The organism is Rhodanobacter sp. K2T2 (assembly GCF_013408815.1).
Classification (GTDB): domain Bacteria; phylum Pseudomonadota; class Gammaproteobacteria; order Xanthomonadales; family Rhodanobacteraceae; genus Rhodanobacter.
The window spans coordinates 48,540-72,717 of record NZ_JACCCA010000013.1 but is presented as its reverse complement, the minus strand read 5'-3'; the positions used below and the strand labels follow the sequence as shown (position 1 = coordinate 72,717).

At 63.3% G+C, this 24,178-nt stretch carries 20 protein-coding genes; 9 read left to right on the top strand and 11 right to left on the bottom strand.

The window, feature by feature from the left end; genetic code table 11:
- Nucleotides 1–3 precede the first annotated feature (3 nt).
- The 5 genes from HDE78_RS18050 to HDE78_RS18030 all read right to left on the bottom strand — a co-directional run bounded on the left by HDE78_RS18050 (nt 4) and on the right by HDE78_RS18030 (nt 8,581).
- A complete protein-coding gene (locus tag HDE78_RS18050) occupies nt 4–1,197 on the bottom strand; it encodes a sugar ABC transporter substrate-binding protein (RefSeq protein WP_255457893.1) in 1,194 nt (397 codons plus the stop codon).
- Between the two features lie 113 nt (nt 1,198–1,310).
- Nucleotides 1,311–2,660: a glucoamylase family protein gene (locus HDE78_RS18045; protein ID WP_255457887.1), complete on the bottom strand. Its 1,350-nt coding sequence runs from the start codon at nt 2,658–2,660 to the stop codon at nt 1,311–1,313.
- Between the two features lie 202 nt (nt 2,661–2,862).
- Complete coding sequence (locus tag HDE78_RS18040; RefSeq protein ID WP_179482070.1) at nt 2,863–4,383, bottom strand: tryptophan halogenase family protein; 1,521 nt, start codon at nt 4,381–4,383, stop codon at nt 2,863–2,865.
- Between the two features lie 99 nt (nt 4,384–4,482).
- Complete coding sequence (locus HDE78_RS18035) at nt 4,483–7,518, bottom strand: TonB-dependent receptor (protein WP_179482068.1); 3,036 nt, start codon at nt 7,516–7,518, stop codon at nt 4,483–4,485.
- A 40-nt stretch (nt 7,519–7,558) separates the two neighbouring features.
- Nucleotides 7,559–8,581 carry a LacI family DNA-binding transcriptional regulator gene (locus HDE78_RS18030; RefSeq protein WP_179482066.1) on the bottom strand — a complete coding sequence of 341 codons (1,023 nt, stop codon included), beginning with the start codon at nt 8,579–8,581 and terminating at the stop codon, nt 7,559–7,561.
- Nucleotides 8,582–9,180: 599 nt separating this feature from the next.
- On the opposite strand from HDE78_RS18030, the gene HDE78_RS18025 reads away from it, so the two are divergent.
- Nucleotides 9,181–9,639, top strand: coding sequence for an SPFH domain-containing protein (locus tag HDE78_RS18025; RefSeq protein WP_179482064.1), 459 nt, complete (start codon nt 9,181–9,183; stop codon nt 9,637–9,639).
- Nucleotides 9,640–9,809: 170 nt separating this feature from the next.
- Nucleotides 9,810–10,439, top strand: a complete 630-nt coding sequence (rsmG, locus tag HDE78_RS18020) for a 16S rRNA (guanine(527)-N(7))-methyltransferase RsmG (protein ID WP_179482062.1) — start codon at nt 9,810–9,812, stop codon at nt 10,437–10,439.
- A 54-nt stretch (nt 10,440–10,493) separates the two neighbouring features.
- On the opposite strand, the gene HDE78_RS18015 is transcribed toward rsmG, so the two are convergent.
- Nucleotides 10,494–11,852, bottom strand: a complete 1,359-nt coding sequence (locus HDE78_RS18015) for a GH1 family beta-glucosidase (protein ID WP_179482060.1) — start codon at nt 11,850–11,852, stop codon at nt 10,494–10,496.
- Between the two features lie 142 nt (nt 11,853–11,994).
- Here HDE78_RS18015 and ugpC point away from each other — a divergent pair, with 142 nt between their 5' ends.
- From ugpC to HDE78_RS17995, 4 genes are all read left to right on the top strand, one after another.
- Nucleotides 11,995–13,086 (top strand): sn-glycerol-3-phosphate ABC transporter ATP-binding protein UgpC, encoded by a 1,092-nt coding sequence (gene ugpC, locus HDE78_RS18010; protein WP_179482058.1) that lies wholly within the window; start codon nt 11,995–11,997, stop codon nt 13,084–13,086.
- A gap of 89 nt (nt 13,087–13,175) precedes the next feature.
- Nucleotides 13,176–14,051: a ParA family protein gene (locus tag HDE78_RS18005; RefSeq protein ID WP_179482056.1), complete on the top strand. Its 876-nt coding sequence runs from the start codon at nt 13,176–13,178 to the stop codon at nt 14,049–14,051.
- Between the two features lie 2 nt (nt 14,052–14,053).
- Nucleotides 14,054–14,929, top strand: coding sequence for a ParB/RepB/Spo0J family partition protein (locus tag HDE78_RS18000; protein ID WP_179482054.1), 876 nt, complete (start codon nt 14,054–14,056; stop codon nt 14,927–14,929).
- 343 nt (nt 14,930–15,272) lie between these two features.
- On the top strand, nt 15,273–15,989 hold the full coding sequence (locus HDE78_RS17995) for a glycosyltransferase (protein ID WP_179482052.1): 717 nt from the start codon (nt 15,273–15,275) through the stop codon (nt 15,987–15,989).
- Between the two features lie 14 nt (nt 15,990–16,003).
- Here the strand turns inward: HDE78_RS17995 and HDE78_RS17990 are convergent, their stop codons facing one another.
- Nucleotides 16,004–16,948, bottom strand: coding sequence for a patatin-like phospholipase family protein (locus HDE78_RS17990; protein ID WP_179482051.1), 945 nt, complete (start codon nt 16,946–16,948; stop codon nt 16,004–16,006).
- A 163-nt stretch (nt 16,949–17,111) separates the two neighbouring features.
- Nucleotides 17,112–18,095, bottom strand: a complete 984-nt coding sequence (locus tag HDE78_RS17985; RefSeq protein ID WP_179482049.1) for a YafY family protein — start codon at nt 18,093–18,095, stop codon at nt 17,112–17,114.
- 40 nt (nt 18,096–18,135) lie between these two features.
- Between HDE78_RS17985 and HDE78_RS21140 the strand changes: the two genes are divergently transcribed.
- Together HDE78_RS21140 and HDE78_RS17980 are read left to right on the top strand one after the other, a co-directional pair.
- Entirely contained in the window at nt 18,136–18,258 is a 123-nt protein-coding gene (locus tag HDE78_RS21140) for a hypothetical protein (protein WP_255457886.1), read from the top strand.
- 40 nt (nt 18,259–18,298) lie between these two features.
- Entirely contained in the window at nt 18,299–19,141 is an 843-nt protein-coding gene (locus tag HDE78_RS17980) for a DUF481 domain-containing protein (RefSeq protein ID WP_179482047.1), read from the top strand.
- A gap of 186 nt (nt 19,142–19,327) precedes the next feature.
- Here HDE78_RS17980 and hemC read toward each other — a convergent pair whose 3' ends face one another.
- The gene (gene hemC / locus HDE78_RS17975; RefSeq protein ID WP_179482045.1) at nt 19,328–20,245 is read right to left on the bottom strand and encodes a hydroxymethylbilane synthase; all 918 of its coding nucleotides are present in this window, start codon (nt 20,243–20,245) and stop codon (nt 19,328–19,330) included.
- Between the two features lie 125 nt (nt 20,246–20,370).
- On the opposite strand from hemC, the gene HDE78_RS17970 reads away from it, so the two are divergent.
- Entirely contained in the window at nt 20,371–21,126 is a 756-nt protein-coding gene (locus HDE78_RS17970) for a Bax inhibitor-1/YccA family protein (protein ID WP_179482043.1), read from the top strand.
- Nucleotides 21,127–21,197: 71 nt separating this feature from the next.
- Here the strand turns inward: HDE78_RS17970 and tkt are convergent, their stop codons facing one another.
- Both tkt and HDE78_RS17960 read right to left on the bottom strand, forming a co-directional pair.
- Nucleotides 21,198–23,252: a transketolase gene (gene tkt, locus HDE78_RS17965; protein WP_179482041.1), complete on the bottom strand. Its 2,055-nt coding sequence runs from the start codon at nt 23,250–23,252 to the stop codon at nt 21,198–21,200.
- 135 nt (nt 23,253–23,387) lie between these two features.
- Nucleotides 23,388–24,089: a VIT family protein gene (locus HDE78_RS17960; protein WP_218862519.1), complete on the bottom strand. Its 702-nt coding sequence runs from the start codon at nt 24,087–24,089 to the stop codon at nt 23,388–23,390.
- Nucleotides 24,090–24,178 lie beyond the last annotated feature (89 nt).

Genomic DNA, 24,178 nt, shown 5'->3' with positions numbered 1-24,178 from the left:
CTTTCATCGTGCGTCGCTCCGCAGCGAGTGATCGAGCATCCAGCGACGCTTCTCGAGAATCGCGTCGGTACGCTGATCGAGTTTTGCCGTCGCCTGGTCGATGCTGAGTTCGCCGGCGATGGCCTGCGCCGCGACGAGCTGCATCTCGCTGGCGATGCGCTCCCATTCCGGCACCGGCGGTGTCGGTTTCATACGTTCCATCTGTTCGCGGAAGGCGTGCGCCTTCGGGTCGTCGCGCAGGCTGGCACCTTCCCACGACGACCGCCGCGGCGGCATGTCGCCCAGCAGATCGTAGAAGCGCTGCTGCACCGCCGGCTGCGACAGGTATTCGATCAGCGTCCACGCCGCCTGCTTGTGCGTGGACGTGCGAAAGATCACCAGGCTGGAGCCGCCGGCCACCGATGCGCCGGGGCCGTTCTCACCGGGCAGCGGCATCGTCGACCAGTCGGCCTGTTCGGTAGCGGGAAGGCGTGAGCGAAACTCGCCGATATTCCAAGGGCCGGAAAGATAAAACGCGTAGACGCCGCGGCCGAATTCGGACCACGGGTTGCCGGCTTCGACATTGGTGATCGCCGGTGCCTGATGCAGCTTGAACGTGTCCACATAAAACGTCAGCACCCGCTTGAAGCCCGCGCTTTCGAAGTTGCCGTAGCGTCCGCCGTCGCGCAGCAGCGGGTCGGGTGACTGCAGCGCCAGCGCCATCAGCGGTTCGTATTCATTCGTCGGTAGCAGAATGCCGTAGCGGTGCCTTGCAGGATCGCTGAGTGCGCCGAGAACGTTTCGCCACTGCGCCCAGTCCTGCGGCGAGCGGTCGAAGCCGGCCTGCTTCAGCAGATCGGTGCGATAGAACAGAATGCGCGTATCGACATACCACGGTACCCCGTACAGCGTGCCGTCGATCAGATTGGTCGACCAGATGCTCGGGAAGTAATCGTCGCGTTTCACGATGCTCGAACGATCGACGCGCGACTGCAGCGGTTCCAGCGCATCCAGCGCCACCATTTCCGGCAGCCAGGTGTTGCCGAGCTGGGTCAGGTCCGGCGTCGAGTTGCCGGCGAAGGCGGTCAGCAGTTTCTGGTGGGCGGCGGTCAGCGGCAGCTGCTGCACCTTGACGTGGATATCCGGATTTAGGCGTTCGAAATCCGGCAGCAGTTTGGCGATGGCTTCGCCTTCCCGACCGATCGTCCAGAACACCAGCGCGTTATCGTCTACCGTGGTTTTCGCGCAGCTGCCAAGCGCGCCAAGGCATAGCAGAAGGCCGACCGACCACAGGCGTCGATAGCGAAAGATGCGCAGTGAGCGAAGGCGATTCACGGCGCTGCCTTCTCCGCATCCAGCCAGCCGCCGGTGAAGCCGGCGCGCTCGAGCCCCTTGCGGATATAGGGGTTCTTCCGCATCACCCGCCAGACAAAACCGCTGCGCCAGTTCTCGCTCATCAGCACGATCGGACCCTGGTCGATACCCAGCTGTTCGGTGTCAAACCAGCCCTGGCCTGGCAGCAGCTGACCGGTGCGCGTCTCGGTTTTGGTGTGGAAGGTAGGGTTGAACGCGTCGACGAAGCCGAATCGGTTGTACACGCGCTTGCCGTAGCGGCGCTGCATTTCCTGCAGTGCGGGCACCACGATTTCCGGTGCAAAGGCGATCGAGCCGGCCGCGGCTGTCGGTGCGATGGTGCCGTCGTCGCTGATGTAATCCATCCCCGCACCGCGTGCGGTGTAGCCGTAATACGTGCGCTCGCCGCCGGCATCCTTCACTACGAAACCGCCGGGGCCGTTGCTGGCGGTCAGGCCCCAGATGTTTTTGCCGTAGTCGTTCCAATGGCCCGGGTTGGCGATCGCATACGCCTGCTGCGAGTAGGCCGCGCGGCGGCTGTTCTCGAAATAGTCCAGATCGTGCTGGCGGTTCCACGCATCGCGGATGCCGCGAAAATCGATCCACGACTGGCTGTACTGGTGGCCGAACAGCGGCGCGAAGTTCAGCAGCTGCTGCCCCTGAAACTTGCCCCACTGACGATCGTAGGTGGACGTCCACGCCGCCCACGCATCGCTGCCCACGGCATGCGTCGGCGAGCCCAGCGCCAACACGTAGATCAGCATGCCTTCGTTGTAGCCCTCCCAGTCGTGCGGTATGAACTTGCCGCCGGGCGTCCAGCCCATATTGATCAGTGGCGCGCGAGGCTGTGCCCAGGTCCAGTCGACGCCGCGATAAATGGCGTCGGCCAGCTGACGGATTTCCTTTTCCTTCGGCGTGTCGCGGTCGTAATACGACTGCGCGAACAGGATGCCGCCGAGCAGCAGCGAGGTATCCACGGTGGATACTTCGACCCAGCGCGCCTCGCGTTTGCCGGTCTGCATATTGAGGAAGTGATAGAAAAAGCCGTGGTAGCCGGTGGCATCGTCCTCGCTGTCGTTCTGCGGCGCTTCCTTGAAAAAGTGCAGCGTGGCCAGGGTTCGATCGATCGCCTGGTCGCGCGTGATGTAGCCGCGCTCCACACCGATGCCGTACGCGGTCAGGCCAAAGCCGACCGACGCGATGCTGGCAAACGAATCCGCCGGGTAGTGGTCCGGTATCAGGCCGTTGACGGGGTTGGCGCTCTGCCAGAACCAGTCGAAGCTGCGTTTTTCGATATCCGCCACCATCGCCTGCTGCGGCTTTGCCAACGCAGCGTAGCCAGTGGGGACGTCTCTGGCAGATAGCGCAGAGACACCGCCGACGCCGACGACGAGAAGCGAGACAAAAAGTTTGGTAGCGAGGGTGCGAAGCAGTTTTTTTGCCATCGTCAAAAGGCTCGATGTTGTTGCGGTGAAGGGGAATGTGCGGCCAGGCAATCGCGCTGGACCGCGGAGAACATGTCGGCTGCCGTTAGAAAGTCACCTTTGGCGCGGCGCAATGCCGGTCGATAAACGCCTGATGCATCGGCATCGCATCGACGCAGCTGGAGATCACGTGACCCACGCTGGCCATGAATTTCTGCAGGTCGTCCTGCGGCATCTGATCGACCATCGGGTGATAGCCCTGTGGCACGATCCCTTGGCCGATCATCACCTGCACCCAGCTCACGCTGGCGAACATCTCTTCGGCGTTGCGATAGAAGCGCCCGCTATCCTCGAACAAGCGCATGTTTTCCCGCAGCGATTCAGGAATCGACAGGGTGCGGCAGTCGTTCCAGAACGCCGTGTCGTCGCGCTGGGTCGCGCAGTAGTGCAGGATCAGAAAATCGCGGATGCGCTCGAACTCGAAGGCTGTTTGTGCGTTGTAGCGGTCGGCCAGAACCGTGCTGCAATCGCGCTGCGGAAACAGGCTCAGCAGACGGGTGATGCCGGACTGGATCAGATAGATGCTGGTCGATTCCAGCGGTTCCATGAACCCACTGGCCAGGCCGAGTGCGACCACGTTCTTGTTCCAGCCCTTGCGGCGCATGCCGGTGGTAAAGCGCAGCGGTCGCGGTTCGGCCAGTGGGCGACCGTCGAGATGCTTCAGCAGCGTGGCGGCCGCCTCGTCGTCGCTGAGGTGTGCGCTGGAGTAAACGTAGCCGTTGCCGGTACGGTGCTGCAGCGGAATGCGCCACTGCCAGCCGGCCGCGCGCGCGGTCGAGCGCGTATACGGCGTGGGCGGCCCGACCTTTTCGCAGGGTACTGCGAGCGCCCGATCGCACGGCAGCCAGTGGGTGAAATCGATATAGCCGGTATGCAGCGCCTGTTCGATCAGCAACCCGCGAAAGCCCGAGCAGTCGATGAAAAGATCGGCCTCGATGGTTTCGCCGCTTTCCAGAACAACGGATTCGACAAAGCCGTCGTCCGCACGGAGGCGCGTCTGCGCGATCTTGCCCTCGGTGCGCGTCACGCCGATGCGCTCGGCGTAGCCGCGCAGAAATTTGGCGTACAGCCCGGCGTCGAAGTGATAGGCGTACGCGATATCCGCCAGCGGCGAACCGGCGGGAACGTCCGTCGCCGACGGCATGAACTTGCCGCGCGGCGCCGCTACGGTATTGATCGAATACGCGCCGATGTCGGTCGCGAGACCCAACTGACGGGCCTTGATCCAGAACTGATGAAAAGGCAGCAGGCTGATGTCGTGGCCGATGCTGCCGAAGCCATGAATATACGAGTCGCCCAGCTGACCCCAGTCATTGAACTGGATGCCGAGCTTGAACGTGCCCTGGGTCTGTTTGACGAACTCGATGTCGTCGATGCCGAGCAGGTCGTTGAACAGCTTCAGATGCGGCACTGTCGCCTCACCCACGCCGACGATGCCGATCTCTTCCGACTCGATCAGGCGTATCGAATAACCGGGGCCAAGTACCTTGGCCATCGCAGATGCAGCCATCCAGCCGGCCGTGCCGCCACCGACGATAAGAATGTTTTTGATGCGGTCAGCTGTCATCGAAAAGCGCTCATCGTGTCGCAAAAAACAAAGCCCGCACGTCGCGGGCTCGGGTCGAGGCCCGCGTGCCGTTGCCGGCACGGAGCCTACAGGGCAAGCCTAGAAGTTGATGCCTACGGATACTTTCAGCGTGCGCGTGTAGCCGGTGATTTCGCCGGTCGGGTTGTACGAAACGCGTACCTTGTTGAGCACGCCGTTGGCGCCGAAGGTTTCAATATAGTCGGTGTAGTTGTCCCAGTTGAACGCGTTGATCAGGTCCAGCCGGACGTAGCCACCCAGGCCGCCGTAGAAGGTAAAATTCTTCGTTGCCTGAAAATCGATGTCGCGATAGCCGAAGAACTTTCCACCGATCAGAAAGCGGCCGGTGGCCGCCGGAGCAAACGACACCGACCGACAGCCCGCACCGTTGATACCGTTGGCATCTTGATTGGTGGCAGCGGCCCCGTAGCAAGCCAGGTTGAGATCGGGTACTGGCGTGGAAAGCGTCAGCTTGGAGCCGAACACGAAGCCCCAGGGGCCGTCGATGGTCCCGGTGGCGACCAGGCGATGTTTGGAAACGCCCGAGCCGGTATACGGGTAGTTGCCGATCGTCTCGTAATCGAATGCGTACTGGTCGTCCGGCGAGTTGTTGTCGTTGTTCTGCAGCGCATGGGTGTAGGTGTAGGCAATGGTCGCGCCCCAGCCGGATTCGTGGGTGTACGGTTTTTCGGCTGACAGCAGTACCTGAGTGGTCTTAGTGACCAAGCCGTTGTTGCCGATGATCAGGCTGCCGAAACCGGGAATACCGTTGCCCCAGGGCTGGCTGCCGTTCTGCCAGAAAGCGCCGTCCGGATAGCGGTTGCCGAGCGTGTAGACCAAACCATCGTGGCTGTGCACATAGGCCACCGCGGCGCTGGTATTCCAGTCGCCCAGCTTGTTGCGCATGCCGAGACTGAGCTGGTCGGAATACGGCGCCTTCAGGTTGTTGGTGATCAGATCGACTTCCTTGCCGGAGGTGCTGCCTGCCACGAGCGCCTGCAGATTGGGAATCTGGTAGTACTTCGGATCCCACGCGTAGCAGGAGTTCTGCCCCACGACGCAGGGTTTGTCGGGTGTATTGAAAAGCAGCGTTGGCTGCGACAGGACCGACTTGGTCTGTTCGACCTGCAAAGCCTCGTACAGGTCGCGGTCGTAAGAGCGGCCGATGCCGCCAAAGATCACGTGCGCCTCGTCGCCGTTGAGGTCGTAGGAGAAGCCCAGCCTTGGCTGGAACTCGTTCTTCGGCGCGCTGCGGTTGTGACCCGTACTGATGTAATCGTTTACATTGACGCCGCCTTTAGCCAGCGTCTGGGCATAGGTCTGGCCCGGCGGCGCGTTGGGATCCTGGCTGTTGAAGGCGTCGATGACATTTTGCGGCGTGACGTAGTTGAGGTACGACGGCGTTTTCTCGTAATCCCAGCGGATGCCGAGGTTCAAGGTCAGCTTGTCGTTGACCGCCCAGTCGTCCTGGATATACGTACCGAACTGTTTGTCCGAGCTTCTCGCCACCGGGCTCAAGCCCGGTGTAGGCGAGCCGAACTGCACCTGATACGGAATGCTCTCGGTGCCATTGTTCTGGCTGACGGCGTAGCTGTAGAGCGCGTTCGTGTCGCCAGCGTCTTGTGCGGTGAGCTTCGCCTCCTTGTACTTCACGCCCATCTTGATGACGTGGTCGCCATGCCATTCGAAGTCGTTGAAGGTCAGGTCGTCCTGCAGCGCCGGACCTTTCTGACCCTTGTTCTGCTGGGACAGCGGCGAGTTGCCGGTAGTCAGAATGGTCTGGTTCTGGTTCTGCTGCTCGACGTAGGCGCTGCCGTCACCGGTAAACACAGGCGTTGGCGTGTAGAAAGCATTTTCGTAGGTTGCCTGCAAACGGTTGAACCAGCTGTCCGTGCTGTGATCCCAGCGGATATCGAAGCGTTTGTCGAAGTTCTTGGTATTGAGTGCGGCGGTGGCAGCGATAGGCCCACCAATGCCGCTGATCGCGCTTTCATCGCGATATTTGCCGCTTATTTCGAAACGATCGCGGTCGGTCGGCTCGAAGTCTATCTTGCCGAACCAGTCGTTTTCCTTGAACGGCAGGCTGGCTGGGCCCAGCAGGCTCTGCACGCTTGTGGGCAGCTGGCTGATGTAAGAAGCGTCACCGGCCGGGACGACGGTCGTCGGGCTATCGAATTCCTTGCCTTCGTAAGCAATGAAGAAGTGCGCCAGGTCCTTCGCAATCGGACCGCCCAGATCGAATCCATAATCCTTTTCATGCGACGACGTTTTCTTGTCGGCGGCCTGTTCGGCGGGCGTTTCCGCACGCATGGCCGTGTTGGTGAAACTGCCCAGCACATCGCCGTGGAATTCATTGGTGCCGGACTTGGTTTCGGCGGTCACGGCGGCGCTCGATATCTGGTCGTATTCCGCCTTGTAGTTGGAGGTAATGACCTTGTATTCGCCGACGGCAAGTTGCGGGAACGGATTGCCCTGGCTGTTGTTCTGGCCGGTGACGCCGCCCGACAGCACGTAGTTCTTCTGGCCGACGCCGTCGATATACACGTTGATGGCCGATGTCGCCTGAGCACCGGCGCGTAGGCTGGTGGTGCCATCGGCGCTCCGGGTGAAAACCATACCCGGCACGACGTCGGCAAACTCGAGGAAGTTGCGCGAGGCTTGCGGCGTGGTGTTGATCTGATGCAGCGAGACCGTGGTGCCGACTTCCGACGTTTTGACTTCGCGCAGATCGGTGGCCGACACGGTGACGCCGTTGAGGTTGGTGGCGTTGGCGGTCGATGGTGCGTTGGCGGCCGCCGCAAGCAGGTCGAGAGACGCGGTGGAGGCTACGCTCAGCGTGACGGTTCTTTCGGTTCCCGGACCGGCATCGACCTGATACGTGCCCGGCGGCAAGCCGACCAGCGCATAGCTGCCGTCCGTGTCGGCCTTGGTGCGACGAACGGCACCGGTGGAAATCTGCTTGGCCGTTATCACGGCTCCAGGAGCGGCATGTCCTCGAAGGTTGGCATCGGCACTCGCCGCGACCGACATACTGGGTACACCCGCCGCGATCGCGGTAACCGATGCCGTGATCAGACTGGCGAGCAATTTCTTCTTGAAGCGCGTTGACGTTTTCATGATTCCCCTCCCCGGGCAATGTGACGTGCTAATTCGGACTTTATTCGTGGGACGCTGGGGCGCTACTGGCACCGCAGGTTTCGCGCACAACGATTTCGCAGCCGAAGGTCGGTCCGGCTGTGACTTGGTGATCGGGGTTTTCCAGCATGCTCGCCACAGCCTCGAGCGCGCTGCGTCCGAGGTCGACGATGCGCACGCGCACCGTGCTGAGGGGCGGCGCGACATAACGGGCGACCGGAATATCGTCGAAGCCGGCCAAAGCGATGTCTTGGGGTACACAGACACCGGCTTCGCGGAATGCGTGCATGCAACCGACCGCCATCATGTCGTTGGCCGCGAATACTGCATTCGGTCGCTTCTTCCGAGCTAGCAGTGCTTCACCGGCGCGAAAGCCGGCTTCCTCGGTGAAGTCGCCGGCGACGACAACGGGTTCGACCTTGGACGCGTACTTGGCCATCGCCGCGCGATAGCCGTTCTCGCGCTGCTGTGCGTCGAAGTTGTTCTCTGGGCCGGCAATAAACGCAATGTCCTGGTGACCGGTGTCGATCAGATGCTTGGTCATCGCGCGCGCGCCAGCGTAATTGTCGACGTTGATGACGCGGTAGGCCTCATCTTGCACCGGGCTGTTGATCAGTACGGTCGGCAGATCCTCGGGCAGATTGGCGCGCAGGAATGCGTCGTCGACGTGCGCGGACATGATCAGCATGCCGTCGACGCGGCCCTGCATGGCGCGCAGGGCCGCGGCGGCGTCCTCGGAACTGTCGTGGGAGCTGGAAACCAGCAGATGCAAGCCGTGCGCGCGGGCGGCCAGATCGATGCCGCGAATCAATTCGGAAAAGAATTCGCCGTATAAATCCGGAAGCAGGGCGCCGATGGTGTTGGTGCGACGGGTGATCAGCATGCGCGCCGCGGCGTGCGGGATATAGCGCAGGCGCAGGGCCACGTCGCGAATACGCTGGCCGGTTTCGGCGGTGACGCCGCTGCCGCCGTTCAGCGCACGCGACACCGAAGCCACCGACACGTTGGCTTCGCGCGCTACATCCTTGATTGTGATGGTTGCCATGACAAGCTTCGCTAACCCCCGGAATCCCCCAGTGGCGGGAACGTAAACGTTTTCATGGCTGCTTGTAAAGTGTTTGCAAAACAAATATTTGTTGCAGCGCAAAAGGGTTTTCGGGATGCCGAGCGTGCCGAATCGGAAAACGCCTAATTGGCGCTAAATATTACGTTTGAGCGTCGAAAAAACCAGTGCGGCTCCGCAACATCAGGCGCTGACACCGTCGGGTCTCGGGATCGGGCGATGGGTGACTTTTGCATCGTCACACGCTCAGTGTCCTCGCTAAAGTTTTGGCGCCAGCAGACGTTTAAGTAGATGGAGACGATCACGCACGCACCCGCGCTGAACGGAAAGCGTTTGGAGAAAGCGATATGGCTGTCGGTGATGGGTGGCGTTGAAGGGGGTGCGTATTTGTTGCCTGCTACTTGGATCAAGCCGGCCGCTGATTGATCGCCGAGGGTTATGTCCACGCAAAAAGAAGGACTTGTTAAAGTTTTGCAGATGCCGTTAAATCAAGGTTAATATTTGACCGCTCAAGCGCCTGTACCATCAACTTCCTGCAAACATTCACCATAAAGCGATTAAGTCGCTGTTTCTGAAACATTATGTTCATCTCGCTCATCGTTATCGCCCTGTTCTTCGCCGCGCTGTTCGTCAGCGCCGTCAAGCGCGTGCCTGCGGGTCAGGTCTACAGCCTCTATCGCCAGGGCAAGCCGGCGCGGCTGCTGCAGCCGGGTGTGCACGTGGTGCTGCCGCTGGTGGAGCGCATCGCCAACAAGATCAACCTCTCCGGCCAGGTACTGCGATTCGAAGAGCCGATGGCGGACGATCGCGACGTCAGCGGCACGGTTTACTGGCAGGTGCTGGAGCCGGAGCGCGCCGATGCGGTATTCGGCCAAGTCGACCAGCTGATTCTTCGCGGCGCTCACGAGGCGCTGTGCACCGAGCGCGATGTGGCGCATGCCGATCGCCGCGTGCTCGGCTCGCATATGAAGCAGCTGCTCAACCAGAGCCTGCGCGAGCGCGGCATGATGGTGACGCGGGTCGAACTGGACGCGGCCTGAGCCCATTGCGCCGCTCGACTGGCGTCAAATAGGCCGAGTTGCTCGCACGACTGGCAAACCGAAACCCGCTGCGGCGGGTTTTCTTTTGCATAGTTTCTTGGCACGCGCTTTGGCATTGCCGGTCGTTGCCGGAGATACTGCTCTCTTACGCCAAGCTACCAGGAATCCGGATGACCGCGCGCGACCTCTTGCAGACCCAACTGGTACGCGGCATCGCCGAGTTGGGGCTTGGCCTGCCGGCAGAGGCCGTGTCGCGCTTGCTGGATTATCAGGTACTGCTGGAGCGCTGGAACGGCGCCTATAACCTCACCGCCGTACGCGACGCGGGCGAGATGATTACCCGCCACCTGCTCGATTCGCTGGCGATTCTGCCCTATGTGCGCGGCGCCACCCTGGCGGATCTGGGCACCGGCCCCGGGTTGCCCGGCATCGTGCTGGCGATTGCGGCGCCGGGCCGGGAGATGCTGCTGGTCGATTCCAACGGCAAGAAGGTGCGTTTTTTGCGCGAGGCGATCCGCGCGCTGAAGCTCGACGGCGTGCGCGCCGTACAGTCGCGCGTGGAAGACGTGCAAGGCCAGTTTGACTGCGTCACCGCGCGCGCCTTCGCCAGCTTCGCCGACATGCTCGGTTGGGGCGGACACCTGCTGGCGCCCGACGGCATCTGGCTGGCCATGAAGGGCAAGCTGTCGGAGGACGAACTGTCGGGCGTGCCGTCCGGTTTCGCCGTGCGGGAAACGCATGTGCTGACGGTACCGGGGCTGGATGCCGAGCGCCGTCTCGTGGTGCTCGGCAGGGCCTGATTGCAGGGTGCCGGAAGGTCAGGTGGCGTGTCGCGCAACCTGACCTTCGTGGATTTACCCCTGTTCGTCCAGCACGGCGCCGTTGCTCCCGATCACCTGGGCGTAGAGTTTGGCCGTCGCCTTCGCCGTGCGCTTCTGCGTGGCGAAGTCGACGTGGTAGAGCCCGAAGCGCTTGGAGAAGCCCAGCGACCATTCGAGGTTGTCCATCAGCGACCAGGCGTAATAACCCTTGATATTGACGCCCGCCTCGATCGCCTTGTGCATGGCGCCGAGGTGCTTGCGTAGATAGTTGGTGCGCAGCGGGTCGTCCAGCACACCGTTCTCCGCCACCGGTGGATCGTAGAAAGCCGAGCCGTTTTCGGTGATGTACAGCGGAATGTCGCCGTAGCGGTGCTTGAACCAGGTGAGCGTGTCGGTCAGGCCCTGCTCGAACACTTCCCAGCCGGTTTCCGTGTAGGTCTTGTTGGGCTGGCGCACCGGCACGGCCTTCAGCGGATACGCGTCGGCGTCGTGTTTGACCACGGCGCGGGTGTAATAGTTGATGCCGACAAAATCGACCTTCTGATTCGTCAGCTTGAAGTCGTCTTCCGGAAAATCCGGCCACGCATCGCCGAAGATTTCCTTCAGCTCAGGCGGATAGCTGCCGAGCAGCGCCGGGTCGGCAAACTGCTTGTTCATATAGGCGTGGGCGCGCTTGGTCGCGGCGAGATCCTCGGCGCTGTCCGAGGCGGGGTACTTGGGCTCGATGTTGAACACCACGCCGATCTCGTGCTTGCCGTGCGCGCGATATGCCTGGATGCCGGCGCCGCTGGCGCGCATCAGATTGTGCGCGGCGATCGGCGCCTCGTACTTGCTGCGGTGTCCGGGCGCCAGCGCGCCGTGCAGGTAGCCGCCGTCGGTGACGACCCAGGGCTCGTTGAGCGTGGCCCAGCGCGGCACGCGATCGCCGAGCGCCTTGAACATCACTTCGGCGTAATCGGCAAACCAGTGCGCGACGTCGCGGTTGAGCCAGCCGCCACGATCGTCAAGCGCCGCCGGCAGGTCCCAGTGGAACAGCGTGGCGTTCGGCACGATGCCGTTTTCCAGCAGTTCGTCGACCAGTCGCGAATAAAAACCCAGGCCCTTGGCGTTGACCCTGCCGGTGCCCTCGGGCAGCACGCGCGCCCAGTTAATGCTGAAACGATAGCCTTGCAGGCCCAGCGCGCGCATCAGCTGCACGTCGTCCTTGTAGCGGTTGTAGTGATCGCAGGCGACGTCGCCCGTATCGCCGTTGGACATCATGCCTGGCGTATGCGCAAAACGCTGCCAGATGCTGGGGCCGGCGCCATCGGCCAGCGGTGAACCTTCGATCTGGTAGGCCGACGTGGCGGCACCCCAGTGAAAACCCTCGGGAAAACGAAAACGACCGGTCATGGAGCTTCCTGCAGATGAAAACGGGTGATTAAGGCTTGATGTAAACGATTACGTAGGCAGAATAGCCGAATGTTTCGCCGATGTGCAGACACCTTCACACGCCGAATGCTGGCCTTTGTGGCCGACCGCACAGGAAATGCCGATGGCCACCGTTCGTCTGGATCAACTGCGCAAGGTTTACCCCGGCGGCCACGTCGGCGTCGCCGGCGCGAGTTTCGATATCGCCGATGGCGAGCTGCTGGTGCTGGTCGGGCCATCGGGCTGCGGCAAGACCACGTTGTTGCGGATGATTGCTGGGCTGGAGTCGATCAGCGGCGGTACGCTGAGCATCGACGGTCGCGTGGTGAACGACGTGGAACCGAAGGATCGCGATATCGCGATGGTGTTCCAGAACTACGCGCTGTATCCGCATATGACCGTAGCGGAAAACCTGGCCTTCGGCCTGAAGCTGCGCGGCCAGTCCAAAGGCGAGATCGACCGCCGCGTGCGTGAGGCCGCCAAGACGCTGGAACTGGAGCCGCGGCTGGCATCGCGGCCAGGTGCATTGTCCGGCGGTCAGCGCCAGCGCGTGGCGCTCGGTCGGGCGCTGGTGCGCGATCCGAAGGTGTTTCTGCTGGATGAGCCGCTGTCCAATCTGGATGCCAAGCTGCGCCTGACCATGCGGGTCGAGATCGCGCGGCTGCATCGCCAGCTCAAGGCCACGATGATCTATGTCACGCACGACCAGATCGAGGCGATGACCCTGGGCCAGCGCATCGTGGTGCTCGACGGCGGTGTGATCCAGCAGATCGACACGCCGATGCATCTGTACGACCGGCCGGCCAATTTGTTCGTAGCCGGCTTCGTCGGCAGTCCCGGCATGAACCTGCTGCGCGGCAGGCTGACTCTCGGCAGGGGCTGGTCGGTGGTGACCGAGCACGGCGAGGTGATGCTGGGCCGGCCGGCGCAGGCGGCGGGCTGGCAGGAATGGCGCGATCGCGAGATCGTGCTGGGCATACGTCCGGAAGACCTGCTGCCCGTGGAAGCGGATGAGGCAGCGTTGATCGCACAGCTCGAAGTGCTCGAACCGGTCGGCAATGAGATCTTTCTCAACCTGCGCTACGGTAGCCAGGCGCTGGTGTCGCGCGTGTCGCCGCGCGCTTTGCCCGAGGCCGGCAGCACGGTGCCGCTGGGGCTGGCTGCCGAGCGCCTGCACCTGTTCGATCCCGCCAGCGGCCTGCGCATCGGCGTTTGAGCTAGGGCAGCACGCCGAGCGCCGTCAGCGCACCGGTCGGGTCGACGCATTACACTAGCCCTCTTCACGCGTCCGGTAGCTATCTATCCATGGCCCGCATCATCGCTGTCGCCAACCAGAAGGGCGGCGTCGGCAAGACCACCACTGCCGTCAATCTCGCGGCCGCCTTGGCGGCGGCGAAACGTCGCGTGCTGCTGGTCGATCTGGACCCACAGGGCAACGCCACCATGGCGTCGGGCGTGAACAAGCGCGAAGCCAAGCCGAACGCGTGCGAAGTGTTGCTGGAAGAAGCGGAGATCACGGCCGCCATCGTGCCCACCGACGCCCACTACGACCTGCTGCCCGGCAACGGCGACGTCACCGCCGCCGAGCTGAAGCTGATGGATGCGCTGGCGCGCGAGCACCGGCTGAAGGAAATCCTGGCCAAGGTGCTCGGCAGCTACGACACCATTTTGATCGACTGCCCGCCGTCGCTGAATCTGCTGACGCTGAATGCGCTGACCGCCGCCAACGGCGTGCTGATCCCGGTGCAGTGCGAATATTTCGCGCTGGAAGGTCTGTCCAGTCTGCTCGATACGGTCAAGGCCGTGCGTCACCGGTTGAATCCGAAACTCGAGATCGAAGGCCTGCTGCGCACGATGTACGACGTGCGCAACAACCTCGGCAACGAGGTCTCCGCACAGCTGACCCAGCACTTCGGCGACAAGGTGTTGCGCTCGATCATTCCGCGCAACGTGCGCCTCGCCGAGGCGCCGAGCCATGGTCAGCCGATCCATCTGTACGACCGCAGCTCGCGCGGGGCGATCGCCTATATCGGTCTGGCCGGCGAAATCATCCGGCGCGAACGCGGCTTGCCGCCGGCCGCGAACGTCGACGCGGAAGCCGATATCGAAGCGGTCGAACCACCGGCCCCAAGCAAAAACGGCCCGACGCTGAAGGCGCCGGCGGCCAATCAACAGGACTAGGCATGGCTGCTGCAAAAAAACGTGGACTCGGACGCGGGCTCGACGCCCTGCTCGGCGGCGATGGTGACGGCGAGGGCTCGCCGTCGGTGATCGGGCAGGAAGGCGAGCTGCGCATCCTGCCGATCCAGCAGATCCAGCCCGGCAAGTATCAGCCGCGCCGGCATTGGAACGACGAGGCGCTGGACGAACTGGCCGCATCGATCAAGGCGCAGGGGCTGATCCAGCCCGTGGTGGTGCGCGCGCTGGGCAAGGACAGCTACGAGCTGATCGCCGGCGAGCGCCGCTGGCGTGCGGCGCAGCGCGCCCAGCTGAGCGAGCTGCCGGCGCTGGTGAAAATCGTGCCCGAGGCCTCGGTGCCGGCGATGGCGCTGATCGAGAACATTCAGCGCGAAGACCTCACTCCGCTGGAAGAAGCCGATGCGCTGAAGCGGCTGATCGACGACTTCGCCCTCACCCATCAGCAGGCGGCCGACGCGGTCGGCCGTTCGCGCGCGTCGGTATCCAACCTGCTGCGTCTCACCGAACTGCCCGCCTCGATCAAGAAACTGCTCGACGAAGGCAAGCTCGACATGGGCCACGCCCGCTGCCTGCTGACCCTGCCCGAACATCAGGCCGAAAGCCTGGCGCTGGAAGCCGCGCGCAACGGCTGGAGCGTGCGCGAACTCGAAGAAGCCGCGCGGCGCGCCCAGACCGTGCCGAAGGGCAAGGCCAAAGCCGCCCCGGCGCGCGATCCGAACATCGGCGATCTGGAACGCGAGCTGGGCGAGCGCTTCGCCACCCGCGTCGAGCTGGCGCAGGGCCGCGGCGGGCGCGGCAAACTGGTCATCCACTACCACAGCAACGACGAGCTGGAAGGGATTCTGGGCAAGATACGGTAAAGCAGGGATAGAGCAGGGAAGAGGGCGAGGGGCGAGTAGCGAGGGCGCTCCGACGGGATGCGACGAAAAATGTGGAAAAGACTCATGCTGTGACGCCCCGAATCTAGACAACTTGGCGGCGGCACAAGCGACCAGCCTTCCCCATCGCAGCTATCGCAGACGCAGAAATCGCGGTTCTTGCAACTGTTTTCTAACGTATCGCCAACTGACCGATTCGACGAACGCCACCGATGCGCCCTCGCTTCTCGCCTCTCGCTTCTCGCCCCTTTCTTTCTCCAAACGCCCCCACCCACTAGAATCCGCCCAGCGCCTGCGCGCCCCGTCCCCGCAACAAGGCTTCCCCATGCCGCAACTGTCCGTCGTCGTTCCCGTCTTCAACGAGCGCGACAATATTCCGCCGCTGCTCGCCGAAATCGCTGCCGCCCTGCGCGGGCAGATCGATTACGAAGTGATCTACGTCGACGACGATTCCGCCGATGACAGCCGCGCCGTGCTGGCCGCGCAGAAGGCGCTTCATCCGGAGCTGCGCGTGTTGCATCACGTGATCCGCAGCGGTCAGAGCACCGCCGTATGGAACGGCGTGCGTGCGGCGAAGTCGCCGTGGATCGCCACGCTCGATGGCGACGGCCAGAACGATCCGGCCGACATTCCCAAGCTGCTGGCGGCGCGCGACAAGGCGTCGGCGGATTTGCGCCTGTTCGCCGGCTGGCGCACTACGCGCCGCGACAGTTTCAACAAGCGCATCTCCTCCAAGATCGCCAATGCGGTGCGCTCGCGCATGTTGAAGGACGCCACGCCGGACACCGGCTGCGGACTGAAGTTGTTCGATCGCGAAGTCTTTCTGCGTCTGCCCTACTTCGATCATATGCATCGCTACCTGCCCGCGCTGGTCAAGCGTGCCGGCTTCGCCTGCCAAAGCGTGCCGGTGGGCCATCGCCCGCGCACCGCCGGTGTATCCAAGTACGGCATGCTCGATCGTCTATGGGTGGGTCTGGCCGATTTGCGCGGTGTGGCCTGGCTGATGCGTCGTGGCAAGGTCACCCATATCGAAGAGCTCTGAGTGCCCGAAATCACTCAGCGAGGCTGATGCGAAGCGGGTTTCCAGATCGATAGTGCGGCGCGGGCGCGTTGGCGGCCCAGTTCGATCAGCTCGCGGGCGCGGTAAAACTCGTAAGCCGTCGACGCATTGCGCGGCATCTGGATCAGCAGGTCGGGTGCATAGGCGGCGATACGCAGACGAGACAGATTGGCCTGCATCAGGTCCATCGACTGGTTGAGCAATTCGAACGCGCCGGGCTCGCGCGGTTTGGTTTCGCCGTGGGGAACGAGGCGACTGAAGAAATCGCCGATACGATGACGTGCGCCCGGTGTCGTGGCCTCGTCAAGCTCAGGCGTTTCCACCGGCGTGAATTCGGCCGGGCCGTCCACGCTGACCGCTATCAAATAGTCCGCGGTTTCGCGAATCAGCGGCGATACCGGTACGGGATTCAGCAGCGCACCGTCGACCAACACGCGCCCGTTGAGGTGATAGGGGCGAAAAACGGTGGGAATGGCAATCGACGCGCGGATCGCATCGAACAGCGAGCCACGGGTCAACCACACCTCCCGCTCGCGCTCCAGGTCGGTGGCCACGGCGGTAAAGGGGAACGGCAATTCCTCGATGCAGGTGTCGCCGATCAGTTCTAGCAGCGTGCCCATGATGCGCTCGCCCTTGATGAAACCACCGCCAGAAAACGTCCAGTCGAGCAGCTTCAGCACGTCGAACTTGGCCAGCGTCGAGACCCAGTCGCGGTAAACGTTGAGCTTGCCCATCGCGTAGATGCCGCCGATCAGTGCGCCCATCGAGCAGCCGGCGATGGCGACGATCTCAAAACCCTGCGCCTCGATTTCCTCAATCGCGCCGATGTGCGCCAGCCCCTTTGCGCCTCCCGCACCAAGGGCCAGCGCCACGGTGGGCCGGCGTGATTCGGAAAGCGCCGCGGGCAGCGCGGTAGGGTCGGCGATATCGGTGTGTGTCATGCGCAGCTTTCAATTGTGGTCGGAGCGGCCGCCACCCGCTGACGGCATGCGGCGTCTGACAAGCATGGACGCGCCACAAATTCTCGGCAAGCTGCCGTGGCCTTTCAACCTATTCATGCCGCAAGAGTCGCTGCGGGAATCTAGGTTTTCCCGCGTGTTGCGATCAGAGGCTAGGCTGATAGCCGCTCATCGCCAGCTGCAGCAGGATCTTCATTTCTTCGCGCAGAGGCAGCGGAGAGACGATCTCGGCGTCGGGGCCGTACTTGAGTACGTCCATCAGCAGCTCGCGCGAATTAGAGTAGGGCACCTGCAGCTCGTAGCGACCGTCCGGCAGCCACTCGCCGCGCTGCTGCGAATGCCAGTGCTCGTCGGCGACCCAGCGCGCGGCATGCTGCGAAAAACGGATCGTGGCCCATGCCTTGGGCTTGCCCGCGAAGATGCCATAACTGGAGGCCAGCAGTTCGTTGAGGTCGTTCTCGGCCACGTCGATAGCCGCAGCATCCAGCGCTTGCGGTTCGACGATGCGATCCACGGCGAAACTGCGCAGTGCCTCGCGGTCGTGATCCCACACGTCGAGATACCAGTTGTCGCGATAGTGGGTCAGCCGCTGCGGCGACACGGTGCGGCGGCTGTCGGTATTGGTGGTGCGCGCGCGATAGCGAAAGCGCAGCTGATGCCGCTTCAGCACCGAGCCGGCGACAATGCGGAAAACCTGCTGGCTGAGCTTGCGTTCGCCCCACGGAATCACCCGGATGCGCTCGATCGGCAGTGGCTCGTCGTTGCCTTCGCGATTGGACAGCAGGCCTTCGATGCGCTTGCGCAGCGGCGTCAGTGCGCCGGCCAGCACGCCGGTGCCGGAGCGATCGATCAGTTCGTTCAACGCCAGCAGCGCGGACAGTTCGTCCGAGGTCAGCCACAGGCCGGGCAACTCGAAGCGTTCGCCCTCGCCCACTTCATAGCGAAACGCGGCCTGGTCGCCGCCGGCGCTTTCGACCGGCGCGCCCAGCGCGTCACGCAGAAACGCCACATCGCGATAAAGCGTAGCGCGCGAGCATTCGAGCTCCTCGCGCAGCCGGGCCAGGGGAATCGGGTAATGCGCCGACTTGAGCAGTCGGTGCAAGGTGGATATGCGTTCGTAGCGGTCCATGTGCCTGATCGAAAGTATCGGGAGTGACAGCGTTTGTAGCATGGTTGCAGCCGCGCGCGGCCGCTTCAAGGCGTTGATTCGCCGCCTCGATTGCCGCAGGATCATGAAGTTCTCCGCTGCGGCGCAGCAGATTGTTCATTTCAAGTTCAATCCGGGCCGTTAAGGTAGCCAATCACTATTCTTTAACAAATGGATCATCACCCATGAAAAAGACCTTGATCGCCTGCGTTTTGCTGGCTTCCATGGCAAGTTTCGCCGCTCAGGCCGACAATGCCGCACCGGCTTCCGGGGCTGATGCCAACAGCACCAGCAATGCGGCCAACAACGGCGGCTGGAGCGGATCGGGCGAGTTCGGTTTTGCCTCCGCTACGGGCAACACGCGCTCGCAGAACGTCAACGGCAAGCTCAACCTGAATCAGGAAAACGAGCAGTGGAAGAACAACTTCTACGTCGATTTCTTGCGCGCGAAAAGCCAGCAGGCGGTGACCAACGCGTCGGGCGTCACGGTGGAGCAGTTCAACGAGACCGCCAATCGCTACGACGGCGGCGCCTCGGTCGGCTACAAGCTCGATCCGCGCAGCTATATCGTGACGGCCGCGCGCTACGAGCATGACGACTTCGGCGCCAATATCTGGCAGGGCGTGGTGTCGGTCGGTTACGGCTATATCGCGCTGAAGGACGACACCAACGAGCTGTCGTTTGAACTCGGTCCCGGTTACAAGCGCTACCGCCCGGCGGTTCAGGACACGCTGATCAATGGTGTTGAAGTGCCGCAGGAAGCGAACGGCACGCAGAGCGAGGCGATCGCCCGTGGCCTGGTCAATTACAAGCACAAGCTCACCGACAACACCTCGTTCGAAGATACATTCCTGACGGAAGCGGGTTCCAAGAACACGTATCTTCAGAATGACGCCGGTGTCTCGGTCAGCATGACCAAGAAGCTGGCGGTGAAGGTCGGTTTCCAGGTGCGCCACAACACCAACGTGCTGCCGGGTATCCGCAAGAACGACACGCTCACCACCACCAATATCGTCTACAACCTCTGACGCGTTTGTTCGGTCGAGGAGCCGGAAATGGCTTTTGCATTTCCGGTTTGGCGGGGTATCCATGGACATAACCGGAAATTGCTCCTGCATTTCCGGTTTACCGGCCATCCATGGCCATAAAATCAAAAAGCCCCGCGGTTCGCTGCGGGGCTTTTCTGTGCCGCACCTGCAGCGACGCAGGCTCAGTCAGAGGCCCAGTATTTCGCCCGCGCCCTGGTCGATCAATGCGGCGGCCACCTCCCGCCCCAGCGCTACCGCGTCGTCATCGGCCCTCATCGCTTCGGCATGCAGGAGCCGACCGGATGCTGCATCGCCGACCATGCCGCGCAGATGCAGGCCGCGCTCGCCCAATACGCACCACGCGGCAACCGGTACGGTGCAGCTGCCACCGAGCGCCTGGTTCATCGCCCGCTCGGCGTCGACGGTCAGGCGCGTATCGGCATCGTCGAGCGCGGCCAGCAGGGTCAGTGCGGCCGAATGATCCGAGCAGGCCTCGATCGCAATGGCGGCCTGGCCAGGCGCCGGCAGCCAGTCCGGCGGGGTGAGACGCGAGCGGATGCGCGCGGCGAAGCCCAGCCGCTCCAGCCCCGCGCAGGCCAGCACGATCGCGTCGTAGCCGCCGGCATCGAGCTTGGTCAGTCGTGTGCCAACGTTGCCGCGCAAATCGAGCAGCTGTAGATCCGGCCGCAGCGCGCGCAGCAGCGCCTGCCGTCGCAGCGACGAGGTGCCCACCCGCGCGCCCTGCGGCAGCGCGGCGAGGTTGGCGTATTCGTTGCTGACAAACGCATCGGCTGCATCGGCGCGCGGCAGGATCGCCGGCAGCGTAAAGCCGGGTTCCAGCGTCACGGGTACGTCCTTGAGCGAATGCACGGCCAGATCGGCGCGACCTTCCATCATCGCGACCTCGAGCTCCTTCAGAAACAGGCCCTTGCCACCGACCTCGGCCAGCGGCCGGTCGAGGATCTCATCGCCGCGCGTGGACATCGGCACCAGCTGCACCGATAGCGCCGGATGCGCCGCGCTCAGGGCGGCCGCCACGTGCTCTGCCTGCCACAGTGCGAGCGGGCTCTTGCGGGTGGCGATACGCAGGATGGAAGGGCTCATCGGAACTCCGCGACGTTCGGCAAGGTCTCATTGTCGCGTAGTTATGCAGCTATGCGCGCAATGCGGTCAGCGTGCGCGGCTGCGGCGGGCCAGATACGATGGCGACGAACTCATCGGAGCACTTCATGCAAAGCGGCAACCCGGCACTGAATAAGAATACCTTCCTCGACGCGGCCAGCGGCTTGGTCGTATCGCGCAACGGCGAGGCGATGACGCTCAACGGCACGGTCAACAAGACCGGCCTGCTGCTGATCCTGGTACTGATCGGCGCCATGTTCAGCTGGAGCCACTTCAGCGGACCTGCCAGCATTCCGGCGATGTGGCCGCTGGCGTTGGGTGGCGCGATCGGCGGCCTGGTGCTTGGCCTGGTCACCTCGTTCAAGAAAACCTGGGCACCGGTCACCGCACCGCTGTACGCGCTGGTGGAAGGCGTGTTCATCGGCGCGCTGTCGGCGATTTTCGAGATGCGTTATCCAGGCATCGTGGTGCAGGCGGTCGGGCTTACCTTCGGCACCATGGCGGCGCTGCTGCTGGCCTATCGCAGCGGGCTCATTCGCGCCACGGAAAAATTCAAGCTCGGCATCGTGGCCGCCACCGGCGGCGTCATGCTGCTTTATCTGGCCAATATGGCGATGAGCTTCTTCGGCCATCCGATCGGCTTCATCAACGGCCACAGCACCGTCGGCATCGTGTTCAGCGGCGTGGTGGTGGTGATTGCCGCACTGAACCTGATTCTGGATTTCGACATGATCGAAACCGGGGTCAACGGCGGCGCGCCGAAATACATGGAGTGGTACGGCGCGTTCGCGCTGGTGGTTACCCTGGTCTGGCTTTATCTGGAGCTGCTGCGGCTGCTGTCGAAGATGCAGTCGCGTAACTGACGCTGGGCGTGTACATCGACCAGAGCGGGAGCCCGGCGGTGGGCCGGGCTCCCGCTTCGTCTATCGGCATTTTACGCTTTCTTCAGCAGCGCCTTGGCATGCGCGATCACGTTGTCGACGGTAAAGCCGTACTCGGGCAACAGTACCTTGGCCGGGGCCGAGGCGCCGTAGCGATCTACGCCCAGCACGGCGCCGTGCGGGCCGACGTAGCGATCCCAGCCCATCGATACGCCCATTTCCACCGCGAGCTTGGCAGTGACGTCCGGCGGCAAAATTTCATCGCGATAGCTCTGCGGCTGGGCTTCGAATAGATCCCAGCTCGGCATCGACACGCAGCGAACGGCTACGCCGTCGGCCTGCAGCTTCTCGGCGGCCTCCACGATCAGGCCGACTTCCGAACCGGTGGCGATCAGCACGAGCTCAGGCTTGCCCTCTTTCGCATCGCTGAGCACATAGGCGCCCTTGCGCAGGCCATCGGCGCCGGCGAACTTGGTGCGATCCAGCACCGGCAGCTCCTGCCGGGTCAGCGCCAGCAGCACCGGACGCTCGCGTGTTTCCACGGCGACCTTCCACGCGACCGCCGTTTCGTTCGCATCGGCCGGACGGATCACCGTGACATGCGGAATCGCCCGCAGGCTGGCGATCTGTTCGACCGGCTGGTGGGTCGGACCGTCTTCGCCGACCGCGATGCTGTCGTGGGTGAACACGTGCACCACGTGCAGCTTGGACAGCGCGGCCAAGCGGATCGTCGGACGCATGTAATCGGAGAAAATCAGAAAGGTCGAGCCGTACGGAATAAACCCGCCGTGCGCGGCCAGCCCGTTGACCACCGCGCCCATCGCATGCTCGCGCACGCCGAAGTGCAGGTTGCGTCCGGCATGGCTCCAGCCGGCGCTGTCCGAGCCCTGGGTGTCTTCGCCGGCGGTGGCGGCCGAATTGAAATCGCCGAAGCCTTTGAGGTTGGTATTGGTCGACGAATCCAGATCGGCCGAGCCGCCGAACAGCGCCGGCAGCTTCTCCGCAAACGCATTCATGATCTTGCCGCCGGCCGCGCGCGTCGCGATGCCCTTGGCGTCCGCCGGGAATGTCGGAATGTCGGCATCCCAACCGGCGGGGAGTTTGCCGTCCAGGCGATCGCGCAGTTCGGTCGCCAGCTCGGGGAAGGCTTTCGAATAGGCGTCCATACGGCCATTCCACTCGCTCTTCTGCTCCTCGCCGCGCTGCTGCGCTTCGCGGAAGTGCTCCAGCGCGGGCTGCGGTATCAGGAAATCGGGCTCGACCGGCCAGCCCAGCTTCTGCTTGGTTTCCTTGACCTCTTCGACGCCCAGCGGCGAGCCGTGCGCCTTGAACGATCCCTGCTTGGGCGAGCCGAAGCCGATCTGCGTGCGCACCAGAATAAGCGACGGGCGTGTGGTGTCCGCCTTGGCCTTTTCGATGGCGGCATCAATGGCGGCGATATCGTTGCCATCGGGCACCATGATGGTCTGCCAGCCATAGGCTTCGAAGCGCTTGGCGCGATCTTCGGTAAATGAGATGTCCGTGCCGGCCGCTAGGCTGACGTAGTTGTCGTCGTACAGGCAGATCAGCTTGCCCAGCTTGAGATGGCCGGCCAGCGAGGCGGCCTCGGAAGCCACGCCCTCCATCAGGTCGCCGTCGCCCACCAACGCCCAGGTGCGGTGATCGATAACAGTGTGGTCATCGCGGTTGTAGCGCGCCGCGAGGTGCGCTTCGCCGATGGCCATGCCGACCGCGTTGGCGATGCCCTGACCGAGCGGGCCGGTGGTGACTTCGACGCCGGCGGTGTGGCCGCGCTCGGGATGCCCCGGCGCCTTGCTGCCCCACTGGCGAAACTGTTTGATGTCGTCCAGCGACAGGTCATAACCGGTCACGTGCAGCAGGCTGTACAGCAGCGCCGAACCGTGGCCGGCCGACAGCACGAAGCGATCGCGATCCACCCACTCGGGGTTGCTCGGATAATGCTTGAGATGCTTCGTCCAGAGCACATAGGCCATGGGCGCGGCGCCGAGGGGCAGCCCAGGGTGGCCGCTGTTGGCTTTCTGCACCATATCGACCGAAAGAAAACGGAGCGTATCGATGCATTGCTGATCGAGCGAGGAGACAGTCATGGGGAGTCCTTGGGGAGGCAGGTATTCACTGCGGGGATGCATATCTAGAACACTTAGCATGACGGTTGCCGGGTAAAGCTACCGTCAAGTTTTCAGACAGGCTGCGCACGCCGGTGCGCACACGCGTCAAAACAGTCAGGCCGCATGTCCGATCAGCGCGCCAATGCCGGCGGTCATGGCCATGGCCAGCGCGCCCCAGAAACCGATGCGCAAAGCACCTGCCAAGACACGGGCGCCGCCCACGCGCGCAGCGAGCGCGCCCAGCAGCACAAGAAACAGCAGCGCGCTAAGAAAGATGCTTGGGATCAGAATCGGTTCCGGCGTCACAGCGGCCACCAGCAGCGGCAGCGCGGCGCCGATCGAAAAACTCAGCGCCGAGGCTATGGCGGCCTGCAGCGGTCGCGCCCGCTGCGTGTCGGTGATGCCAAGCTCGTCGCGCGCGTGCGCATCCAGCGCGTCGTGCGCCATCAGCTGCACAGCCACCTGCGCAGCCAGCGCCGGATCGAGCCCACGGCCGACGTAGATCGCAGCCAACTCTTTGTGCTCGCCTTCGCTGTCGGTGTGCAGCTCGAGCTGCTCCTTGGCCAGCTCGGCATTTTCGATATCGGCCTGGGAGTGCACCGACACGTACTCTCCTGCGGCCATGGACATCGCGCCGGCGACAAGGCCTGCCGTACCGGCGACCAGAATGCTGGCGTGGCTGGCGTGCGCTGCAGCGACGCCCAGCACCAGACTGGCGGTGGAAACGATGCCGTCATTAGCGCCCAGTACCGCGGCCCGCAGCCAGTTGATGCGGGCTGTGACGTGGCGTTCGGAGTGCTTTCGGGAACGGGACAAAGGGTCAGCCTTTCAACGGAATCACCCGCGGGATACGGTACGCGTGCCCTGGATGTTTATCAGACGCGCACCGCTGTGGTGCGCGTCTG

What these genes read in the sequence shown, in the direction of transcription:
- HDE78_RS18040 (WP_179482070.1), bottom strand. Translation starts at nt 4,383, where the DNA reads ATGACAGCTGACCGCATCAAAAACATTCTTATCGTCGGTGGCGGCACG.
- HDE78_RS18035 (WP_179482068.1), bottom strand. Translation starts at nt 7,518, where the DNA reads ATGAAAACGTCAACGCGCTTCAAGAAGAAATTGCTCGCCAGTCTGATC.
- HDE78_RS18030 (WP_179482066.1), bottom strand. Translation starts at nt 8,581, where the DNA reads ATGGCAACCATCACAATCAAGGATGTAGCGCGCGAAGCCAACGTGTCG.
- HDE78_RS18025 (WP_179482064.1), top strand. Translation starts at nt 9,181, where the DNA reads ATGTTCATCTCGCTCATCGTTATCGCCCTGTTCTTCGCCGCGCTGTTC.
- rsmG (WP_179482062.1), top strand. Translation starts at nt 9,810, where the DNA reads ATGACCGCGCGCGACCTCTTGCAGACCCAACTGGTACGCGGCATCGCC.
- HDE78_RS18015 (WP_179482060.1), bottom strand. Translation starts at nt 11,852, where the DNA reads ATGACCGGTCGTTTTCGTTTTCCCGAGGGTTTTCACTGGGGTGCCGCC.
- ugpC (WP_179482058.1), top strand. Translation starts at nt 11,995, where the DNA reads ATGGCCACCGTTCGTCTGGATCAACTGCGCAAGGTTTACCCCGGCGGC.
- HDE78_RS18005 (WP_179482056.1), top strand. Translation starts at nt 13,176, where the DNA reads ATGGCCCGCATCATCGCTGTCGCCAACCAGAAGGGCGGCGTCGGCAAG.
- HDE78_RS18000 (WP_179482054.1), top strand. Translation starts at nt 14,054, where the DNA reads ATGGCTGCTGCAAAAAAACGTGGACTCGGACGCGGGCTCGACGCCCTG.
- HDE78_RS17995 (WP_179482052.1), top strand. Translation starts at nt 15,273, where the DNA reads ATGCCGCAACTGTCCGTCGTCGTTCCCGTCTTCAACGAGCGCGACAAT.
- HDE78_RS17990 (WP_179482051.1), bottom strand. Translation starts at nt 16,948, where the DNA reads ATGACACACACCGATATCGCCGACCCTACCGCGCTGCCCGCGGCGCTT.
- HDE78_RS17985 (WP_179482049.1), bottom strand. Translation starts at nt 18,095, where the DNA reads ATGGACCGCTACGAACGCATATCCACCTTGCACCGACTGCTCAAGTCG.
- HDE78_RS21140 (WP_255457886.1), top strand. Translation starts at nt 18,136, where the DNA reads ATGGTTGCAGCCGCGCGCGGCCGCTTCAAGGCGTTGATTCGCCGCCTC.
- HDE78_RS17980 (WP_179482047.1), top strand. Translation starts at nt 18,299, where the DNA reads ATGAAAAAGACCTTGATCGCCTGCGTTTTGCTGGCTTCCATGGCAAGT.
- hemC (WP_179482045.1), bottom strand. Translation starts at nt 20,245, where the DNA reads ATGAGCCCTTCCATCCTGCGTATCGCCACCCGCAAGAGCCCGCTCGCA.
- HDE78_RS17970 (WP_179482043.1), top strand. Translation starts at nt 20,371, where the DNA reads ATGCAAAGCGGCAACCCGGCACTGAATAAGAATACCTTCCTCGACGCG.
- tkt (WP_179482041.1), bottom strand. Translation starts at nt 23,252, where the DNA reads ATGACTGTCTCCTCGCTCGATCAGCAATGCATCGATACGCTCCGTTTT.